Annotated in this window: 18 protein-coding genes; 12 read left to right on the top strand and 6 right to left on the bottom strand. The window is 56.8% G+C overall.

Annotated features, from left to right (window positions below; all coding sequences use genetic code 11):
- The first annotated feature begins 35 nt into the window (after positions 1-35).
- On the top strand, positions 36-923 hold the full coding sequence (locus tag ACN1C3_RS04215; RefSeq protein ID WP_419114522.1) for a LysR family transcriptional regulator: 888 nt from the start codon (positions 36-38) through the stop codon (positions 921-923).
- A 13-nt stretch (positions 924-936) separates the two neighbouring features.
- On the opposite strand, the gene ACN1C3_RS04210 is transcribed toward ACN1C3_RS04215, so the two are convergent.
- Together ACN1C3_RS04210 and ACN1C3_RS04205 are read right to left on the bottom strand one after the other, a co-directional pair.
- Positions 937-1,458, bottom strand: a complete 522-nt coding sequence (locus ACN1C3_RS04210) for an N-acetyltransferase family protein (protein ID WP_419114521.1) — start codon at positions 1,456-1,458, stop codon at positions 937-939.
- Positions 1,459-1,603: 145 nt separating this feature from the next.
- Complete coding sequence (locus ACN1C3_RS04205) at positions 1,604-1,948, bottom strand: NIPSNAP family protein (RefSeq protein ID WP_419114520.1); 345 nt, start codon at positions 1,946-1,948, stop codon at positions 1,604-1,606.
- Between the two features lie 156 nt (positions 1,949-2,104).
- Between ACN1C3_RS04205 and ACN1C3_RS04200 the strand changes: the two genes are divergently transcribed.
- On the top strand, positions 2,105-2,302 hold the full coding sequence (locus ACN1C3_RS04200) for a hypothetical protein (protein ID WP_419114519.1): 198 nt from the start codon (positions 2,105-2,107) through the stop codon (positions 2,300-2,302).
- 69 nt (positions 2,303-2,371) lie between these two features.
- Here ACN1C3_RS04200 and ACN1C3_RS04195 read toward each other — a convergent pair whose 3' ends face one another.
- On the bottom strand, positions 2,372-3,139 hold the full coding sequence (locus ACN1C3_RS04195) for an anti-sigma factor family protein (RefSeq protein ID WP_419114518.1): 768 nt from the start codon (positions 3,137-3,139) through the stop codon (positions 2,372-2,374).
- Positions 3,132-3,644, bottom strand: coding sequence for a sigma-70 family RNA polymerase sigma factor (locus ACN1C3_RS04190; RefSeq protein WP_419114517.1), 513 nt, complete (start codon positions 3,642-3,644; stop codon positions 3,132-3,134). The genes ACN1C3_RS04195 and ACN1C3_RS04190 overlap by 8 nt, the downstream gene beginning before the upstream one ends.
- A 152-nt stretch (positions 3,645-3,796) precedes the next feature.
- Between ACN1C3_RS04190 and ACN1C3_RS04185 the strand changes: the two genes are divergently transcribed.
- A complete protein-coding gene (locus tag ACN1C3_RS04185; RefSeq protein WP_419114516.1) occupies positions 3,797-4,768 on the top strand; it encodes a metallophosphoesterase family protein in 972 nt (323 codons plus the stop codon).
- A gap of 13 nt (positions 4,769-4,781) precedes the next feature.
- Positions 4,782-5,102, top strand: coding sequence for a cupredoxin domain-containing protein (locus tag ACN1C3_RS04180; RefSeq protein ID WP_419114515.1), 321 nt, complete (start codon positions 4,782-4,784; stop codon positions 5,100-5,102).
- 107 nt (positions 5,103-5,209) lie between these two features.
- On the opposite strand, the gene ACN1C3_RS04175 is transcribed toward ACN1C3_RS04180, so the two are convergent.
- Entirely contained in the window at positions 5,210-6,001 is a 792-nt protein-coding gene (locus ACN1C3_RS04175; protein ID WP_419114514.1) for an SDR family NAD(P)-dependent oxidoreductase, read from the bottom strand.
- A 110-nt stretch (positions 6,002-6,111) separates the two neighbouring features.
- Between ACN1C3_RS04175 and ACN1C3_RS04170 the strand changes: the two genes are divergently transcribed.
- Positions 6,112-7,062, top strand: coding sequence for a GlxA family transcriptional regulator (locus ACN1C3_RS04170; protein WP_419114513.1), 951 nt, complete (start codon positions 6,112-6,114; stop codon positions 7,060-7,062).
- Between the two features lie 340 nt (positions 7,063-7,402).
- Here ACN1C3_RS04170 and ACN1C3_RS04165 read toward each other — a convergent pair whose 3' ends face one another.
- Positions 7,403-8,038, bottom strand: a complete 636-nt coding sequence (locus tag ACN1C3_RS04165; RefSeq protein WP_419114512.1) for a TetR/AcrR family transcriptional regulator — start codon at positions 8,036-8,038, stop codon at positions 7,403-7,405.
- A 123-nt stretch (positions 8,039-8,161) separates the two neighbouring features.
- On the opposite strand from ACN1C3_RS04165, the gene ACN1C3_RS04160 reads away from it, so the two are divergent.
- The 7 genes from ACN1C3_RS04160 (at position 8,162) to ACN1C3_RS04130 (ending at position 14,281) form a co-directional block, all read left to right on the top strand.
- Positions 8,162-9,178 carry an alcohol dehydrogenase catalytic domain-containing protein gene (locus ACN1C3_RS04160; protein ID WP_419114511.1) on the top strand — a complete coding sequence of 339 codons (1,017 nt, stop codon included), beginning with the start codon at positions 8,162-8,164 and terminating at the stop codon, positions 9,176-9,178.
- A 111-nt stretch (positions 9,179-9,289) separates the two neighbouring features.
- Entirely contained in the window at positions 9,290-10,039 is a 750-nt protein-coding gene (locus ACN1C3_RS04155) for an SDR family NAD(P)-dependent oxidoreductase (protein WP_419114510.1), read from the top strand.
- Positions 10,040-10,073: 34 nt separating this feature from the next.
- A complete protein-coding gene (locus tag ACN1C3_RS04150; protein ID WP_419114509.1) occupies positions 10,074-10,676 on the top strand; it encodes an NADPH-dependent F420 reductase in 603 nt (200 codons plus the stop codon).
- A gap of 98 nt (positions 10,677-10,774) precedes the next feature.
- Complete coding sequence (locus ACN1C3_RS04145) at positions 10,775-11,692, top strand: EthD domain-containing protein (RefSeq protein WP_419114508.1); 918 nt, start codon at positions 10,775-10,777, stop codon at positions 11,690-11,692.
- 126 nt (positions 11,693-11,818) lie between these two features.
- The gene (locus ACN1C3_RS04140) at positions 11,819-12,148 is read left to right on the top strand and encodes a YciI family protein (RefSeq protein ID WP_419114507.1); all 330 of its coding nucleotides are present in this window, start codon (positions 11,819-11,821) and stop codon (positions 12,146-12,148) included.
- Positions 12,149-12,304: 156 nt separating this feature from the next.
- Positions 12,305-13,393 carry an SDR family oxidoreductase gene (locus tag ACN1C3_RS04135; protein WP_419114506.1) on the top strand — a complete coding sequence of 363 codons (1,089 nt, stop codon included), beginning with the start codon at positions 12,305-12,307 and terminating at the stop codon, positions 13,391-13,393.
- A 498-nt stretch (positions 13,394-13,891) separates the two neighbouring features.
- On the top strand, positions 13,892-14,281 hold the full coding sequence (locus ACN1C3_RS04130) for a c-type cytochrome (RefSeq protein ID WP_419114505.1): 390 nt from the start codon (positions 13,892-13,894) through the stop codon (positions 14,279-14,281).
- The last annotated feature ends 73 nt before the right edge of the window (positions 14,282-14,354 follow it).

Genomic DNA, 14,354 nt, shown 5'->3' with positions numbered 1-14,354 from the left:
TTGTCTAAATTTGTGTGGTCGCTATACATTTATGCATGGACTCTGACATTAGCTGGGAACTGTACCGCTCATACCTCAGCGTGTTGCAAAACGGATCATTGTCCGGCGCCGCGCGCTCAATAGGTGTGGCACAACCGACCGTCGGGCGGCATATCGCTGCGCTCGAAAAGCGGCTCGGCCTGAAGCTATTCACCCGCTCTCAACTTGGCCTGTTGCCTACCGAGGCGGCTTTGGCCCTGAAGCCATATGCTGAATCGATGAGGGCAAGTGCCGCTGCCATGAAACGTGCTGCCGAAAGTCAGGGGCATGGCATCAAGGGTACGGTGCGTATTACCGCAAGCGAAGTCATGGGAGCAGAAGTGCTGCCGCCCATTATTGCGCGTCTGCAACGTCAATGGCCTGAGTTGAAAGTTGAACTTGTGCTGTCTAATCGCGTGCAAGATCTGCTTCGCCGAGAGGCCGATATTGCTGTCCGTATGACACCTCCCAAGCAAGACTCGCTCATTGCGCGAAGAGTGGGAGATGTCGAGCTTGGGTTGCATGCGCACCAGGCCTACCTGCAAGACCGCGGGACGCCTTGCAACTTGGCCGACCTCGCCGAGCACGCACTGATCGGTTTCGACGAGGAAACGCCTTTCCTGCGTGGAGCCAGCAAGGCGTTGCCACAATGGCGTCGGGACAGTTTCACTCTGCGAAGCGATAGCGATCTCGCGCAGCTTGCGATGATCCGCGCTGGTGCTGGTATTGGTGTGTGCCAGGTAGCGCTGGCCAAGCGTGATCCAAACGTGGTTCGTGTGCTTGCAAAGCAATTTGTGTTCAAGCTGGAAACATGGCTGACCATGCATGAAGACTTACGCCATAGCCCGCGCTGCAAGGTTGCTTTTAACGCTCTTCTGGAGGGGCTTCAGCACCACGTTTCCTGAATAGGGGGCTGGCCTATCGGGAAAGCTCGCATGCCATTACTACCATCCCGATTTCAGCGGTGTCAGTTTTGAAAGGGATTTCACCGACCTCTCGCAAGCCAAAACTCTCATAGAAACGCCGTGCATTGGCATTGGTCTTGAGTACGTCAAGCCAGAGCAAGCGTTCTCCGTGCTCTATCGCTCGGTCACAAATGAAGCGCAGAAGCTGTTTCCCATAGCCTCGTCCTGCGTCGGATTTGAGGAAGTAGATCTTTTGAAGCTCCACGCCCATTTCGCCAGTTAAAGGTGCAGGCGTTGACCAGTTAACTTTGGAAAAGCCTACGACCCTACCGCTGTCGTCTGAGGCTACAAGCCACCAATGGCTAGCAGGTGATTCGAGTGATTTGCCGAGCGCGCTGGGCGAGAAGTCTTGATTGAGGAAACCCTGCATGCCGGCCGGAGACCAGATGGCTGAAAAATGCTCTCGGTAGGTCTCACAGCCGATTTCACGTAGCGCGTTGAGGTCGGCGTTGGTGGCTTCACGAATGTTGATCATGTTCTTCCTTGATCTATGGGTATGAAACGTTTCGTGGGCGTTCCTTGGTAAGCATCCTGCCAATCCGTGTCGAGCGCGCCGAACCATCAGAACATAGCTTTTTAGGGCAGGGGGAGTGGATGGTTACGCTGATTGAGCGTCAGCCCTAGATAGATTTACGAGAAGCTCTGATGGCATCAATCGCGTCTTGAGTGAGCGCCATAACGGTCATTGTACTGACTTCAATCCTGCTGATGATGTCTGCTCTCGGGCCTTCTCTCCAGGCAGCGCTTGCGTAAAAAGCATCTTGAGATGCCAGGCGATGGCTTTCGCTTTCATAGGCGCGAATCAAGTGATAGCTGTCACCGTCATGTATTGAGCCGCCATAAGAAATGACATCCATGCCAGCCTTCAAGTGAAGCGGAATGCTTGCTTCCTGCATTATTCGATGGAAATCCGATCCCGATCCTGGTTTCAAGGTGTACATCAGGATTTCAACAATTCGAGTCATTCCAAACCTTCCCTGTGGATTTCAAGGTAACCAGTCTCCCTCAGCTGAACCAATGCTGTCGGCCAGCGATGTTTCATTATGTTTCAGATGGTCTGGCGACTAGGATGGTGACGTAAGGTCGTGCGTTGCCTCATTGCAGCCAAAGGGAACTGAAAAATGAAGTCGAACCTTTTCAAAGTCGCGTTTATCGCCGGTGCTTTGCTCTTGAGCGCCTGCTCTGGTGTGACCACCAGCAGCTGTTTTTCAGAAGGTTGCCAGCAGTTCGACGGCCGAAGCCCCAACAAGTTGAACCTTGGCGGGAGCTCAATCGGTAACAGCTTCAACGAGTACAGCTCGGGCTTGCTGCACGATTAAAATGAGTGAAAATGGGCGACCTCAATGGCTCGCCCATTTTTCGTTATGAGAAGCGGTGACTGGCCACCCTCAAGCGCCTTTTTCTACCAACTGGCTGAAGGCATCGAGCTCACTTTTTTCCAGGTCGGAGACCACGATGAAGCGCATGTGGTTCTGTTGCCAGGACACGATGTTGTAGCCACGGATGGACAGGTGTTGCCGGGGTTTGTCCGCTTCGGTGGTGGGCAGGATGAACACGTTGATGATGTGTTTGGCGTGGCCATAGGACAGGGCGGCGGTGGTCTGGTGTTGCAGGTAGTCCAGTCGTCCGCCGAGCAGCGGGTAGCCTTGTGCCGAGTAGTCAAATACCGGGGGCGAGAAGTCGAGTTTGCCGGTGAACCATGGCTTGACCGTGTGTCTGTCGGAGGAGGCTACGTCATTCAAGTGCTCGACCATCAGCGATCGAACATGGCTGGACACGGCTTCTTCCATCCAGGGTTGTTCGCTTGATGGGGTGGCCACGTACAGCACCAGTGCCATGGCCAGGGCTATGGCTGAAAAAGCAGGGGCGAGCCACTGGCGCGATGGGTTTCGCAACAGGTTCCAAAAGCGGTTAGCGGCAGATGCCTGTGATGGAATAGTGGCAAATACACTGCGAGTCAGGGCGTCAGGCGCAGCGTAATACGGCGCATGGGTCTTCACGCTGGCGATCAGGAGTTTCGCTTCGTCATGCAGGCGTTTGCAGTCGGCGCAACCCGATAGGTGGTCGGCAACAGTCGCTGCCGTCGCGGTATCCAGTTCGTTGTCCAGGTAGCCATGAATCAATTCGTGGCAGTGGGTGCAGTTCAGGTCATTCATGGTTGTGCAACTTCAGTAATTCCAGCTTGAGCAGGGTGCGCGCCCGGGCCAGTCTCGACATGACGGTTCCTATAGGTATGTCGACCACCTTCGCGATGTCCTTGTAGGGCATGTCTTCCAACTCCTTCAGGACGATCACCTCACGATAGGCTGGAGGCAGGGCTCGCAGCGCTTGCTGAACCCGCTTGGCATCCTCCGCATGCATCGCATACAGCTCCGGCGTTTGGCTGTGGCTCAACGCGAGGTCGTCTTCTGAGATTTCATCGCCTATGGCGATCCATCGATTGCTGGCCGATGCCTTGAGCCAGTTATAACTCTCGTTGCGCACGATGGTCAGGAACCAGGCCTTGGCATTGCCGTCGGTGAAGCGGTGCAGAAATTTAAACGCCTTGAATGCACTCTCCTGCACCACATCATGGGCCGCGCTCTCATTACCTGTGAGCCAGCGCGCGAGGTTATAGGCAGCATCCATATGCGGTGCAAACAGCTCCTCAAATCGCTTCATAGTGGCTCCAGCCGCTTACCACCCTATAACCGTGATGTGTCCTGTTTTATTCCCGACATAAAACTTATTTTTTTGCCTGGAATAAAACCTCACCTCGGTCGGTTGTACATCGTGTCAGTTCATCAATGTAGACCGCTACCAAGGGAGTTCCCATGAACATTCACTCAGCACAATACGAAAAGCGTACCGACGGCCCACTGGACCCTGACCGCAGAACGCTACTCAAATGCTCGGCATGGGCCGGCGCCGGTGTCATCTGGGCGTTGAGCGGCGGTATTCCGCGGGCCTTTGCGCTGGATAACGACGGTACGCTATCGGACCCGACAGCGCTGGCCAGCAATTTCCACTTCGTGCAAATCAGCGACTCGCACATCGGCTTCAACAAGGAGGCCAACCCTGATCCGGTCAAGACCTTGGGGGTGGCCATCAACAAGGTCATCGCGCTGCCTCAAAGACCGGCACTCATTCTGCACACGGGTGACATCACCCACCTCTCCAAACCGGAAGAGTTCGATGCCGCCGCGCAGCTCCTCAAAGGCCTGCCATCCACCGTGCACTATGTTCCGGGCGAGCACGACACCCTCGACGAAGGCGGCGGCAAACTCTATCTCCAGCGTTACGGCAAAGGCACGAAAGGCAATGGCTGGTACAGCTTCGACGATCATGGTGTGCATTTCATCGCGCTGGTGAACGTCTTCAACTTCCAGGCAGGCCATGAGGCGAACCTCGGCGCCGACCAACTCACGTGGCTGGCCGATGATTTACGCGCCGTGTCGACGAGTACGCCTGTCGTTGTGTTCACGCATATTCCCTTGTGGACCATTTATCAGCCGTGGGGCTGGGGAACGGAAGATGGCGATCAGGCCATCGCCATGCTTCGCAAATATGGCTCGGTGACGGTCCTGAATGGCCATATTCATCAGGTGATTCAAAAGGTCGAGGGCAATATCACCTTTCACACCGCCCGCGGCACCGCCTATCCGCAGCCGGCCCCAGGCACCGCGCCCGCACCGGGCCCGATGACGGTCGCCGCCGATCAACTGCGCAGCTATCTGGGGATTACCGACGTCAAGGCGACACAGGGCGATCACCCGCTGGCGCTGATCGACTCAACACTCGTTTAAGGGAGGCGTTCACATGAAAAAGCTCCTGCAGGTGCTGATGCTGGGCTGCCTGATGGTCTCGATACCGGTTTGGGCGCAAGAGGTAAAAGTCGACATCAAAGAGTTCATGTTTGGACCCAAGGATTTGACGATAGCCGCTGGCACTAAGGTGACGTGGGTCAATGACGATCAAATACCGCACACGGTCGTGGAAACTCATAAGGTGTTTCGCTCGGGCGCGCTGGATACCAATGACAGCTTTTCCTATGTGTTCAATACGCCGGGGGAGTTTGAATATTTTTGCGCGCTGCACCCGCAAATGATTGGAAAGATCATCGTCAGTAGTGCCCATTAACGTTAGGTGTCATGGCAGGGAGCTGCCCCGTCATGTGCATTCACATCGACCCGCCGATTCCAGCTGAAGGATGTCGGCGGGTGCGCTCCAGATCGAAGTACTAAGGTTCAGTGGGTGCTATAGCGCGGGGCAGGGACATTGCTGGACAGCTGTGTCGACAGGTTTTGGCGAGCGTTTTCGTAGGTTTGCCAGGCTTCCAGTGCGTGCAGCGACGGAATGGAGATCAGTTCACCGTGATCGAAGTCGATCAGCGCCGAGTCGACCAGATCATCCGCAGACATCACGATGGCAGGGTCCAGATATTCAAGTGGCAGACCGCCGGTGGCCCAGAAGTCGGTGGCGGTGGCGCCGGGCAGCACGGCCTGGACTCGTATGCCTTTATCGGCGAGCTCACGATGTAGCGACTGGCTGAAGGCGGTGACGAAGGCCTTGCTGCCGCCATATACGCCATTGAGGATTTCCGGCGCGATGCTGACGATCGACGAGATGTTGATGATTGCGCCGCGACCGCGGGCAATGAAGCCGGGTACTGCGGCATAGGTCAGGCGAGTAGGGGCGGTGACGTTCAGCTCGATCATCCGCGTCATCTGGTCGACATCGCTGTCGAGAAGCGCTGTATACGTGCCGATTCCTGCGTTGTTGACCAGCAAGGTGATGCTGGCGTCCTCCTTGAGCTTGTGCTCGACCCTGGTCAGTGAGGCACGGTCGTTGAGGTCGGCGTCGAGTACTTCCACCTGGCGCCCGCTTTCGCTGGTGATGCGTTTGGCCAGGTCGTTGAGTCGGTCGCGGTTACGCGCCACCAGGATCAGGTCGTAGCCACGGCGGGCGAGACGTTCGGCGTATACGGCACCAATGCCAGAGGATGCGCCAGTGATGAGGGCTGTACCTTGATGAGTCATGAGGGTTCTCCAGGGTTGTGTCGTTGCGATGGAGAGATCGTGCAGTGATTTGACGATGTCTTAAATGACGTTTATGGTAGTTTTTTAGGACGTTCATAAAAGAGGCGAGCATGCACCGCATCGGCTATGTATTGGCAGACGGGTTCCAGGTGATGTCGTTGGCGTCGCAGACGGTTTTCGAGTACGCCAATGAGGTGGTTGGTGAGCCCTTTTATGCGATCGAGAATTTTTCGGCGGCCGGCGGTGCGGTGCGGTCATCGTTGGGGATGATCATCGAGACGCGTCCGCTGGATGCGCCCGGCTTGGCGCAAACCTGGATGTTCACCGGGGTGAATAATCCACTGGTGGTGCCGCCCTCACCTGAGGTGCTGGCCTTCGCACAACGGGCCGGTGCTCAGGCACGCCGCATCGCCGGTATTTGCACCGGCGGTTTTGTCCTTGCCGAGGCGGGTCTTCTGGCCGGTCGTCGGGCGACCACGCATTGGGCCTACGCCAAAGAGTTGCAAAGGCGGCATCCGGACATTCGGGTGGAGGACGACCGCATCTACATCATCGACGGCCCGATCTGGACGTCTGCTGGCATGACGGCGGGCCTGGATCTGGCCTTGGGTATGCTTGAAAAGGATCTTGGCGCCGATGTTGCGCGTTCCGTGGCGCACAAGCTGGTCATGCACCAACGGCGCTCAGGCGGCCAGTCCCAGCATTCCGAACTGCTTGCGCTGGCACCCAAGTCGGATCGGATTCAGAGTGCCCTGGATTATGTGCGGCGCAACCTTGCGCGACCGTTGAACGTCGAGGAACTGGCTGAGACCGTGCATTTGAGTCCGCGCCAATTCACCCGCGTGTTCACGGCAGAGACCGGCCAGTCCCCGGCCAAGGCCATCGAAGGTCTGCGCCTCGAGGCGGCACGGCTGATGATCGAGCAGAGTCGCCACCCCCTGGACACGGTCGCCCGGGAAACCGGCTTTCGCGACCGCCGCCATTTGCGTGAGGCGTTTATGCGTGGCTTCGGCGTGACGCCTCTGGCGGTGCGTCGTGATGCGCGCGCTGGTGGGGTATAGCAAGCAGGCACTTGCCCAAGGTTCTGAACAAAAGCTCGCTGAGCACCGTGGCTAATTGTGGGGGGCAAGGCTTGTGCCCATATGCGGGGTTTGTCATGACCGCTTTCGACCCAGGTTGTATAAAAACGCAGGCCCAGTTTTGAAGTCTGCGTCGCTGCGTAAAATCTGCCAGTGATTGGCCGCTCAGTGGACTTGAAGTTTGCGTAGGAACGCGATTTACGTTCCGATTCAGAACGTCAAACTTGCTCTAAAACGTTTTTACACAGCCTCGACCCAAAGCTGCCATTTAGTCTCTCGCCTACGAATAGCTCATTCTTGCTGAAGAGTTGTAAAGGAGGTCTTAACTCTGCTTTGTCGGTTCCGGCCAAACCCGCATGCCAAGGTGACCAATCTCCAGCACACGCGCTCTTGAAGCACCGTCGCGGGCTTGCACGGCCATACCCCGGAACAGAGCGCTGAAAAAAGCCCCGAGCGCGTCAATGTCGGTTCCTTGCGGAACATCGCCCGCTGCCATGCCTTCCCTCAGTCGAGCCACCAAAGCACTCTCGGAGGAAGCCCGGTGGGCAGACATCATGCTGCGCACTGATACATTCGCCGGGGACAGATGCGTTCCAGCCAACGAAATCATGCAACCTGCCGGCAGGTCGTCACGGGTGAACTGCGCAGCAGTAGCCTCGATCAGCTGCATGAAAGCGGTTTTTGCATCCGGTGCATCGGCCAAGGCGGCCAGGAACCATTCGCTGGATTCTGTCAGATAGAAATCAGTCGCCTCCCTGTAAAGGGTCTCCTTGTTGCCAAACGAATTGTAAAACGTCGATGGGCTGATCCCCATCGCGTTGATCAAATCGTCGAATGACGTACCTTCATAGCCACGCTCCCAGAACAGCGTCATTGCTACATGAATCGCCTGCGCGCGGTCAAACGCAAGGGGTCGGCCGCGACGACGCTTCGGTGGCTCTACTATTTCTGTTGTCATAGCTCCAATAATCCTTGACTGCGTTACTGAAAGGCCTATCTTCTTAATACAGGAGCTTTCACTCCAAAACAAATGGCGAAGAGAAAATCAGCATTACCTGGCTTCGTTTTCGAGGAAATGCCAATGCACGCCATCGTTCATGAGCGGTTAGGTCTGGCCGGGGAAGTCCTCGAATTGAGGGTGGTTCCAGAGCCAGGGCTTCCAGGGGAGGGTGAAGTGCTCGTTCGTGTCACCTTCGCCCCCATCCATCGTGGCGACCTCCTTGCAATCGAAGGATCGCCGGCCTTCGGTGACCTTGTGAGCCTTTCCAATGGCACACGTATTCCCGGTTTCGAGGGCGTCGGCATTGTAGAGGCGTTGGGATCGGCTGTGGTGACTGGATCGCAAGTGAACGTTGGCGATCGTGTAGCGTTTTTCCCGGTCAGCGGCGCGTGGTGCGAACGCGTCGTCGCGCCGATGGCATCCCTGGTTCGTTTGCCTGATGAAGTGACTGACGAACAGGCTGCTCACATGCTCATCAACACCATCACGGCGCGGTTGGTTTTGAGCGCTGGACACAACGCCTTGCCGTCAGAACGCAAGACGAGTGTCACCGTCATCCAGACAGGCGCCAGCTCGGCAGTGGGGCAGTTGTTGACCGCGCTGTTGATCGCCAATGGTGTGGACACGATCCGGCTCGTTCGTAGCGAGGCAAGTGCTTCGGCCCTCGCCAAGCGCATGCCGGGACCTCCAATTGTTTCAACCGAAAACGCCGACTGGAAGGATGTGCTCCAGCGCGAGATCGACGGGCGTCCGATTTTCACCGTGTTCGATGGGGTCGGCGGGGTGCATCTATCCGAGGTGGCCAGCTTCCTCATCGAGGGCGGCACGATTGTGAACTACGGCTCCCTCGGTGGCGCGGGGACGGACATTCGGGGTATCGCGCCGCGCTCTCTCGTACTGCGCGGGGTGTCTATCGGCGAGTGGAAAAATGACCCGCCCGAGCAGCGCCGTGCCGATATGGACACTGCGCTGGGATTGGTCCAAAACCGCCCGGAGTTGTTCGATGAAGTGGCCCGTTTCGAGGCGGCTGATATCACTGCAGCAATCGCAAAGATGAGTCTTGCGGGCAAGTCCGGCGCTGTACTCCTGAGTTTCTGAAACCGCGCAGTCGCGCCTACAACACCCATAACCGACCAGCAACTCGATGCCATCGGGCGTTCGACGCGATGGCTTGTGCTCGCATTAATCTCTCAAGAAGGAAACACGTTCATGAATCAATCATTGGCTGGCAAGGTCGCTTTGGTAACGGGCGGCGCACGAGGCCTCGGGGCTGCAACGGCCAAAGCGCTGGCAGCGCAGGGGGCGGATGTCGCGATCAGTTACGTCAATTCTGCCGACAAGGCTGAAGCCGTCGTGCGGGAGCTGGAAGCGCTCGGTGTTCGTAGTGCTGCGTTCAAGGCTGACCAGGGCGATCGTGTCGCGGCGACCCGGTTAATCGACGACGTCGTCACCCGGTTTGGCCGTCTCGACATCCTCGTGAGCAACGCCTCGATCAATATTTTTGGTGTGGTCGATGATCCTGACTACGACGCCGAGGCCTTCGATCGTTTCTGGGCTGTGACCCTGACCGGCTTCATGGCAACCGTTCGGGCGGCCTCCCGCGTCATCAGCGACAACGGTCGCATCATCATGATCGGCTCCAACCTTGGGACACGCATTGGCATGGCCGGCCTGTCGGATAACGGCGCTGTCAAAGCGGCCATCGATGGTTATGCACGCGGAGTCGCCCGCGATCTTGCTCCCCGCAACGTCACCGTCAACGTCGTTCATGCGGGGCTGATGGAGACGGACATGAATGCTGAAGCTGGGGACTCCCTGAAGCCGCTGTTGGCGACATTGTGCTTCCCACGGTTTGCTCGCATTGAAGAAGTTGTTGCGCCGATTCTGTTCCTCGCCAGTCCGCAGGCCTCTTACATCACCGGCGCCATCATCGATGCCGACGGTGGTTACAACGCCTAAGTGACATCGCGTTGCTAATGTTCAGGAGATCACCATGAAAATCGGAATGATCGGTGCAGGCAGCGTGTCGCTGGCAGTCGCCCGGTTCGCCCTTGCACAAGGCCACGAGGTGTTGCTCAGCAATCACAGCGGGCCGCAGAAACTCGGCAGGGCAGTGGACGCCCTCGGGGTTGGCGCGTCCGGCGTTACGGTCGCCGAAGCCGCCCAGGCCGACGTGGTCATGTTGGCTGTTCCTTGGCTGAATATAGAGTCGTCGCTGTCCGGGCTGCCTGATTGGGGCTCACGGATACTGATCGACGCCACCAACCCGTTCATCGAGACGCACCCCAAGCTCGTCCTGGCCGATCTCGGTGGGCGGAGTGCGAGCGAGATTGTCGCTGCCCTGGCGCCAGGGGCTCGCGTAGTCAAAGCGTTCAACTCGATCACGATGGATAAATTCGAAGCCGGGCCGATCCATGGCGATGCTCGGCGGGTGCTGTTCGTGTCCGGCGATGACGAGAATGCCAAGGCCCGGGTCAAGAACCTGATCGTGAGTTTTGGCTTTGCTGTCGCGGACCTCGGAAGCCTTGAAACGGGAGGGCGGATCCAGCAGGCCGGCGGTCCCTTGGCCGGTCGAGACATGCTCGTCATCGAGTGAGTCCACTTGTTCAATTTTCAAGCTTGGTCAATCCATTACTCACACTCGCTGCGGCCGAAGAGAATCCGGCTGCTCGAAAAATGCCTCAGGAGAAACTCATGCAAACGCATCAAGCAGTATCCAGCCTCTCGACCTCGGTCATGATCACGCGAAAGGACGATGTCCCGCTGAAGGTGTTCTACGATTACTGGGCCGACATCCACGGCGTTCTGGCGGCACGGGCTGAAGGTGCCTTCGAGTATTTTCAACATCGCCTGGGCACTCCGCTCCCGGAATTCTTTCACGGCATGAAGGGGGTGGATCAGCATCCGGCCGAAGGCGATCCGATTGTCGGCCTCGCCGAGATCACCTTCCTGACCCCTGAAGATCGCGTAAAACTGGTCAGCAGCGCAGCCGTCGGGCAAATGGTCGTCGACGAACAGAATGTCCTGAAAGGGACTTACATGTATTCGACCGGACCGGGCAATGCGCAGACACTGACAGATCGCACCGGTGTGCCAACACCTCAGGGTGATAGCGGCGACTATCGGTTGATTGTGTTCGTGCGCCAGGCGCAGGACGTCTCTGCCGATGAGTTCCGCGGCTTTCTGCGCAGCGAGTTGGCTGCCGTCATGGCGCAAAGTGCAGACGTGATCAAGACACGGCTGCATCTTCTCGAACAGTTTGACGAACAGGCCTGGCCGACACCCAACGTCGATCATCGCCGGTCTGTCGAACAGCAATACGATGCTTACCTTGAGTTGGTATTCGCAGATGAAGAGAGCGCAGTGCGCTTTTCCCGCTCAGCTGAAATGCTCGAACTCGGCACCCAGGTTCATCGGTACATCGCGGCCCTCGTGACGTACCCCGATTTCGAAACCTACACGATGGTTTTCGCCGGTCGGCCGACGCAAGTGGGCCTTAGAGGCTTGTCGGCCTTTCGCACCCTTGCTGCCCTGAATGAGCCCGTCAACCAGAAATCCCGGGATTTACTGTCGGTGATATTTGGCGACAACGTTCTTGAGCCATTGGTTTAAGACGTTTCGACCATCCGAAGACGCCGCAATAACCAGCGGCGTCGCGAGAAACCAGGCGGTGAAAGAATCATCTTTCATCCTCTGCCCGGACTTCTCTTGAAAACACCTCTACTGGAGTAGAAAACCATGATTGACGAAAACGGCCCCCACTATTTTGTCGCCTTCCAAACGCCGGGCCCGAACTGGGTCCAGGGCGTGCAATACAATGAACAACCCGAATTCATGGTCCATGTTAACTACATGATCCAATTGCAAGAGAAAGGCCTGACCGTCCTCAGCGGCCCGTTCATGAAAAAGGCTGGCGGCCTCAATGGCGTGTTGGCAGACGGCGGCATGACGATCTTCAAGGCGGCTGATCTCGATGAAGCCACCAGGATTGCCACGGACGACCCGACGGTGAAGTCCGGCATGCTGAATGTCGAAGTGAAGATGTTCTGGGTGCCGTTCCATACCTGATTGGTCAATGGCAGCCGATGGAGTCTGCGCGCGCCACAATCGAGTGGACCCCGCCTAGGCAGCACGGCCGAAAGTCAGCTTTCGACTGTGAATTCGACCGGTAAATATTTCGACTGTCCGAAGGCACCTATTCATTTCTCGGTTTGGAGCTTGTGTATGTCTGATTCTCAGTTGAAAAACCCTGGAAATCGAAAAATTCTCGTTTTAGGCGGATACGGCGTGACGGGTTCCGCTGTGGTGGATGCAGCACTGACGACCTTGTGGTCAGTGGTGACTGCCAGTCGCAGACTCGCGCCAGATCGTTTGATCGATGGCAGGGTTGCGCCCCCGCATGTGAGTGTCAACCTGCTGAGCAAGTCTTCCACCTCCGACGCTTTCGCCGGCTTGGCCGATGTCACAGATGTTGTTTACTGTTCCTATGTCGAGAAGGGGAGCAATGCCGCCGCCATTGAACCGAACGTGGCAATGTTGGCAAACGCGCTGGAGGCATTGACTGCCCGAGGAGCAAAGCTTCAACACGTTGTCTTGTTTGGCGGAGGCAAGGCGTATGGTGCGCACCTTGGGGCGTACAAAACTCCGGCCAAAGAGAGTGACCCGAGAATTCTGGGGCCGATGTTCTACTACGATCAGGAAGACTTTCTGAAGGACTGGGGTTCTAGAAACAGCGTGCCGTGGACGGTGCTACGACCGGACGCAATCTTTGGTCCGAGCCTGGGATCACCGATGAATTTGATCAATGGAATGACCGTCTATGCAGCCGTCTGTCGCGAGTTGAATGTACCACTGCGCTTCCCAGGTACGCATCAGGCGTGGAACGCGCTGACGCAGTCGACTGACGCCGGAATCCTTGGCCGCGCCACGTTGTGGGCGCTAACGGCGGAGACTGCCAAGGGGCAGATCTTCAATGTCATCAACGGTGATCAATTCCGCTGGCGTCAGCTGTGGCCAGAGCTGGGCTCGCTGTACGACATACCGCTGGCTGAGCCACAACCGATGTCACTGACTGAACAGATGGCAGACAAGGCCCCTGTGTGGGGGAAAATCATCGAAAAATACAACCTCAGACCGACCGCTTGGGCAGACGTCGTCGCCTGGCAATTTCTGGACGCTATATTCGGCATTGGTTACGACATGGTGCAAAGCACGATCAAGATTAGGCAGGCGGGTTTTCATGAATGCGTTGATTCTCATGAAAGCCTGAAGCTTCAGGTCAGCAGATTGAGAGGTGCGCAAATCGTCCCTTGAGTATTCGCTGTACCGACAAACGTTATGAACCCTATTTATCTCATTAAGGCCTGTGCTCGTTAAAAAGTGATTGCACTGAGTGACTGCTTCTGGCCGAGGCTGTGTAAAAACGTTTTTGACCAGCTGCTGCGGACGAAAACAGTCCGGAAATCGTGTTCCTACGCAAATTGTAGGTCTGTTGACTGAGCGAGCCGCTGGCAGATTTTACATAGCAACACAGACTTCAAAATGACGGATGCGTTTTTACACACTCTGGGCCGATTGCTGCCTATCACGACCGGCCGGAAATCTGAAGCGGACATGCGCATTTTGCTTGCGGTGGGCCTTGGCTTGTATCGCCGTAGCGAGGTGCATTGAAGGATCGCAACTCGCTAAAACCGTCGATGCAGCCCATGCCGCGGTCCTGAACCGGTCCTCGGGGAGCTGCGATTTCAGCTCTGTGCCTTTAGAAACAGTGAGAACAGCTGCTATTAAGCAACATCTGATTTGGAGCACAACATGAAGAAAACCGCAGTACTAACCTTCGCCTTAATGCTCAATGCAGGACTACTCAGCACGCAAGCGGCAGCGGCCGGCGATGCTGAGGCGGGCGAGAAACTGTTTAAACGAACATGTGGCGGCTGCCATCAAGTAGGGATTTCAGCACGGGGATCTTTTGGTCCGCAGCTCAATGGCATTTTTGGGCGCCTTGCTGGAAGCACGACGGACTATCAGTACTCTTCCGCGATGAAATCATCAGGCGTCGTCTGGACCCGCGAAACACTGGCCGCGTACATCGAAGATCCAAAAAAAGTGGTATCCGGAACCCGCATGATTTTCTGGGGTATCAGCGATCCGGAAAAGATCGAAAACCTGTTGGCTTACCTTCAGACATTTCAACCGCAGTAATCGATGCCTCGCCGGGATGCTGGCTCACCGCCGCTATCGGCGCTGGACGCGATTGCTCAGCCTATGGCATGGT

It is taken from the genome of Pseudomonas sp. H11T01, assembly GCF_048515765.1.
Lineage (GTDB): Bacteria > Pseudomonadota > Gammaproteobacteria > Pseudomonadales > Pseudomonadaceae > Aquipseudomonas.
The sequence above is the reverse complement of the archived record's forward strand: the minus strand, read 5'-3'. Positions and strand labels throughout refer to the sequence as shown.

Bases quoted from the DNA above. Each gene is read 5' to 3' on its own strand.
- ACN1C3_RS04215 (WP_419114522.1), top strand. From the start codon at position 36: ATGGACTCTGACATTAGCTGGGAACTGTACCGCTCATACCTCAGCGTG.
- ACN1C3_RS04210 (WP_419114521.1), bottom strand. From the start codon at position 1,458: ATGATCAACATTCGTGAAGCCACCAACGCCGACCTCAACGCGCTACGT.
- ACN1C3_RS04205 (WP_419114520.1), bottom strand. From the start codon at position 1,948: ATGACTCGAATTGTTGAAATCCTGATGTACACCTTGAAACCAGGATCG.
- ACN1C3_RS04200 (WP_419114519.1), top strand. From the start codon at position 2,105: ATGAAGTCGAACCTTTTCAAAGTCGCGTTTATCGCCGGTGCTTTGCTC.
- ACN1C3_RS04195 (WP_419114518.1), bottom strand. From the start codon at position 3,139: ATGAATGACCTGAACTGCACCCACTGCCACGAATTGATTCATGGCTAC.
- ACN1C3_RS04190 (WP_419114517.1), bottom strand. From the start codon at position 3,644: ATGAAGCGATTTGAGGAGCTGTTTGCACCGCATATGGATGCTGCCTAT.
- ACN1C3_RS04185 (WP_419114516.1), top strand. From the start codon at position 3,797: ATGAACATTCACTCAGCACAATACGAAAAGCGTACCGACGGCCCACTG.
- ACN1C3_RS04180 (WP_419114515.1), top strand. From the start codon at position 4,782: ATGAAAAAGCTCCTGCAGGTGCTGATGCTGGGCTGCCTGATGGTCTCG.
- ACN1C3_RS04175 (WP_419114514.1), bottom strand. From the start codon at position 6,001: ATGACTCATCAAGGTACAGCCCTCATCACTGGCGCATCCTCTGGCATT.
- ACN1C3_RS04170 (WP_419114513.1), top strand. From the start codon at position 6,112: ATGCACCGCATCGGCTATGTATTGGCAGACGGGTTCCAGGTGATGTCG.
- ACN1C3_RS04165 (WP_419114512.1), bottom strand. From the start codon at position 8,038: ATGACAACAGAAATAGTAGAGCCACCGAAGCGTCGTCGCGGCCGACCC.
- ACN1C3_RS04160 (WP_419114511.1), top strand. From the start codon at position 8,162: ATGCACGCCATCGTTCATGAGCGGTTAGGTCTGGCCGGGGAAGTCCTC.
- ACN1C3_RS04155 (WP_419114510.1), top strand. From the start codon at position 9,290: ATGAATCAATCATTGGCTGGCAAGGTCGCTTTGGTAACGGGCGGCGCA.
- ACN1C3_RS04150 (WP_419114509.1), top strand. From the start codon at position 10,074: ATGAAAATCGGAATGATCGGTGCAGGCAGCGTGTCGCTGGCAGTCGCC.
- ACN1C3_RS04145 (WP_419114508.1), top strand. From the start codon at position 10,775: ATGCAAACGCATCAAGCAGTATCCAGCCTCTCGACCTCGGTCATGATC.
- ACN1C3_RS04140 (WP_419114507.1), top strand. From the start codon at position 11,819: ATGATTGACGAAAACGGCCCCCACTATTTTGTCGCCTTCCAAACGCCG.
- ACN1C3_RS04135 (WP_419114506.1), top strand. From the start codon at position 12,305: ATGTCTGATTCTCAGTTGAAAAACCCTGGAAATCGAAAAATTCTCGTT.
- ACN1C3_RS04130 (WP_419114505.1), top strand. From the start codon at position 13,892: ATGAAGAAAACCGCAGTACTAACCTTCGCCTTAATGCTCAATGCAGGA.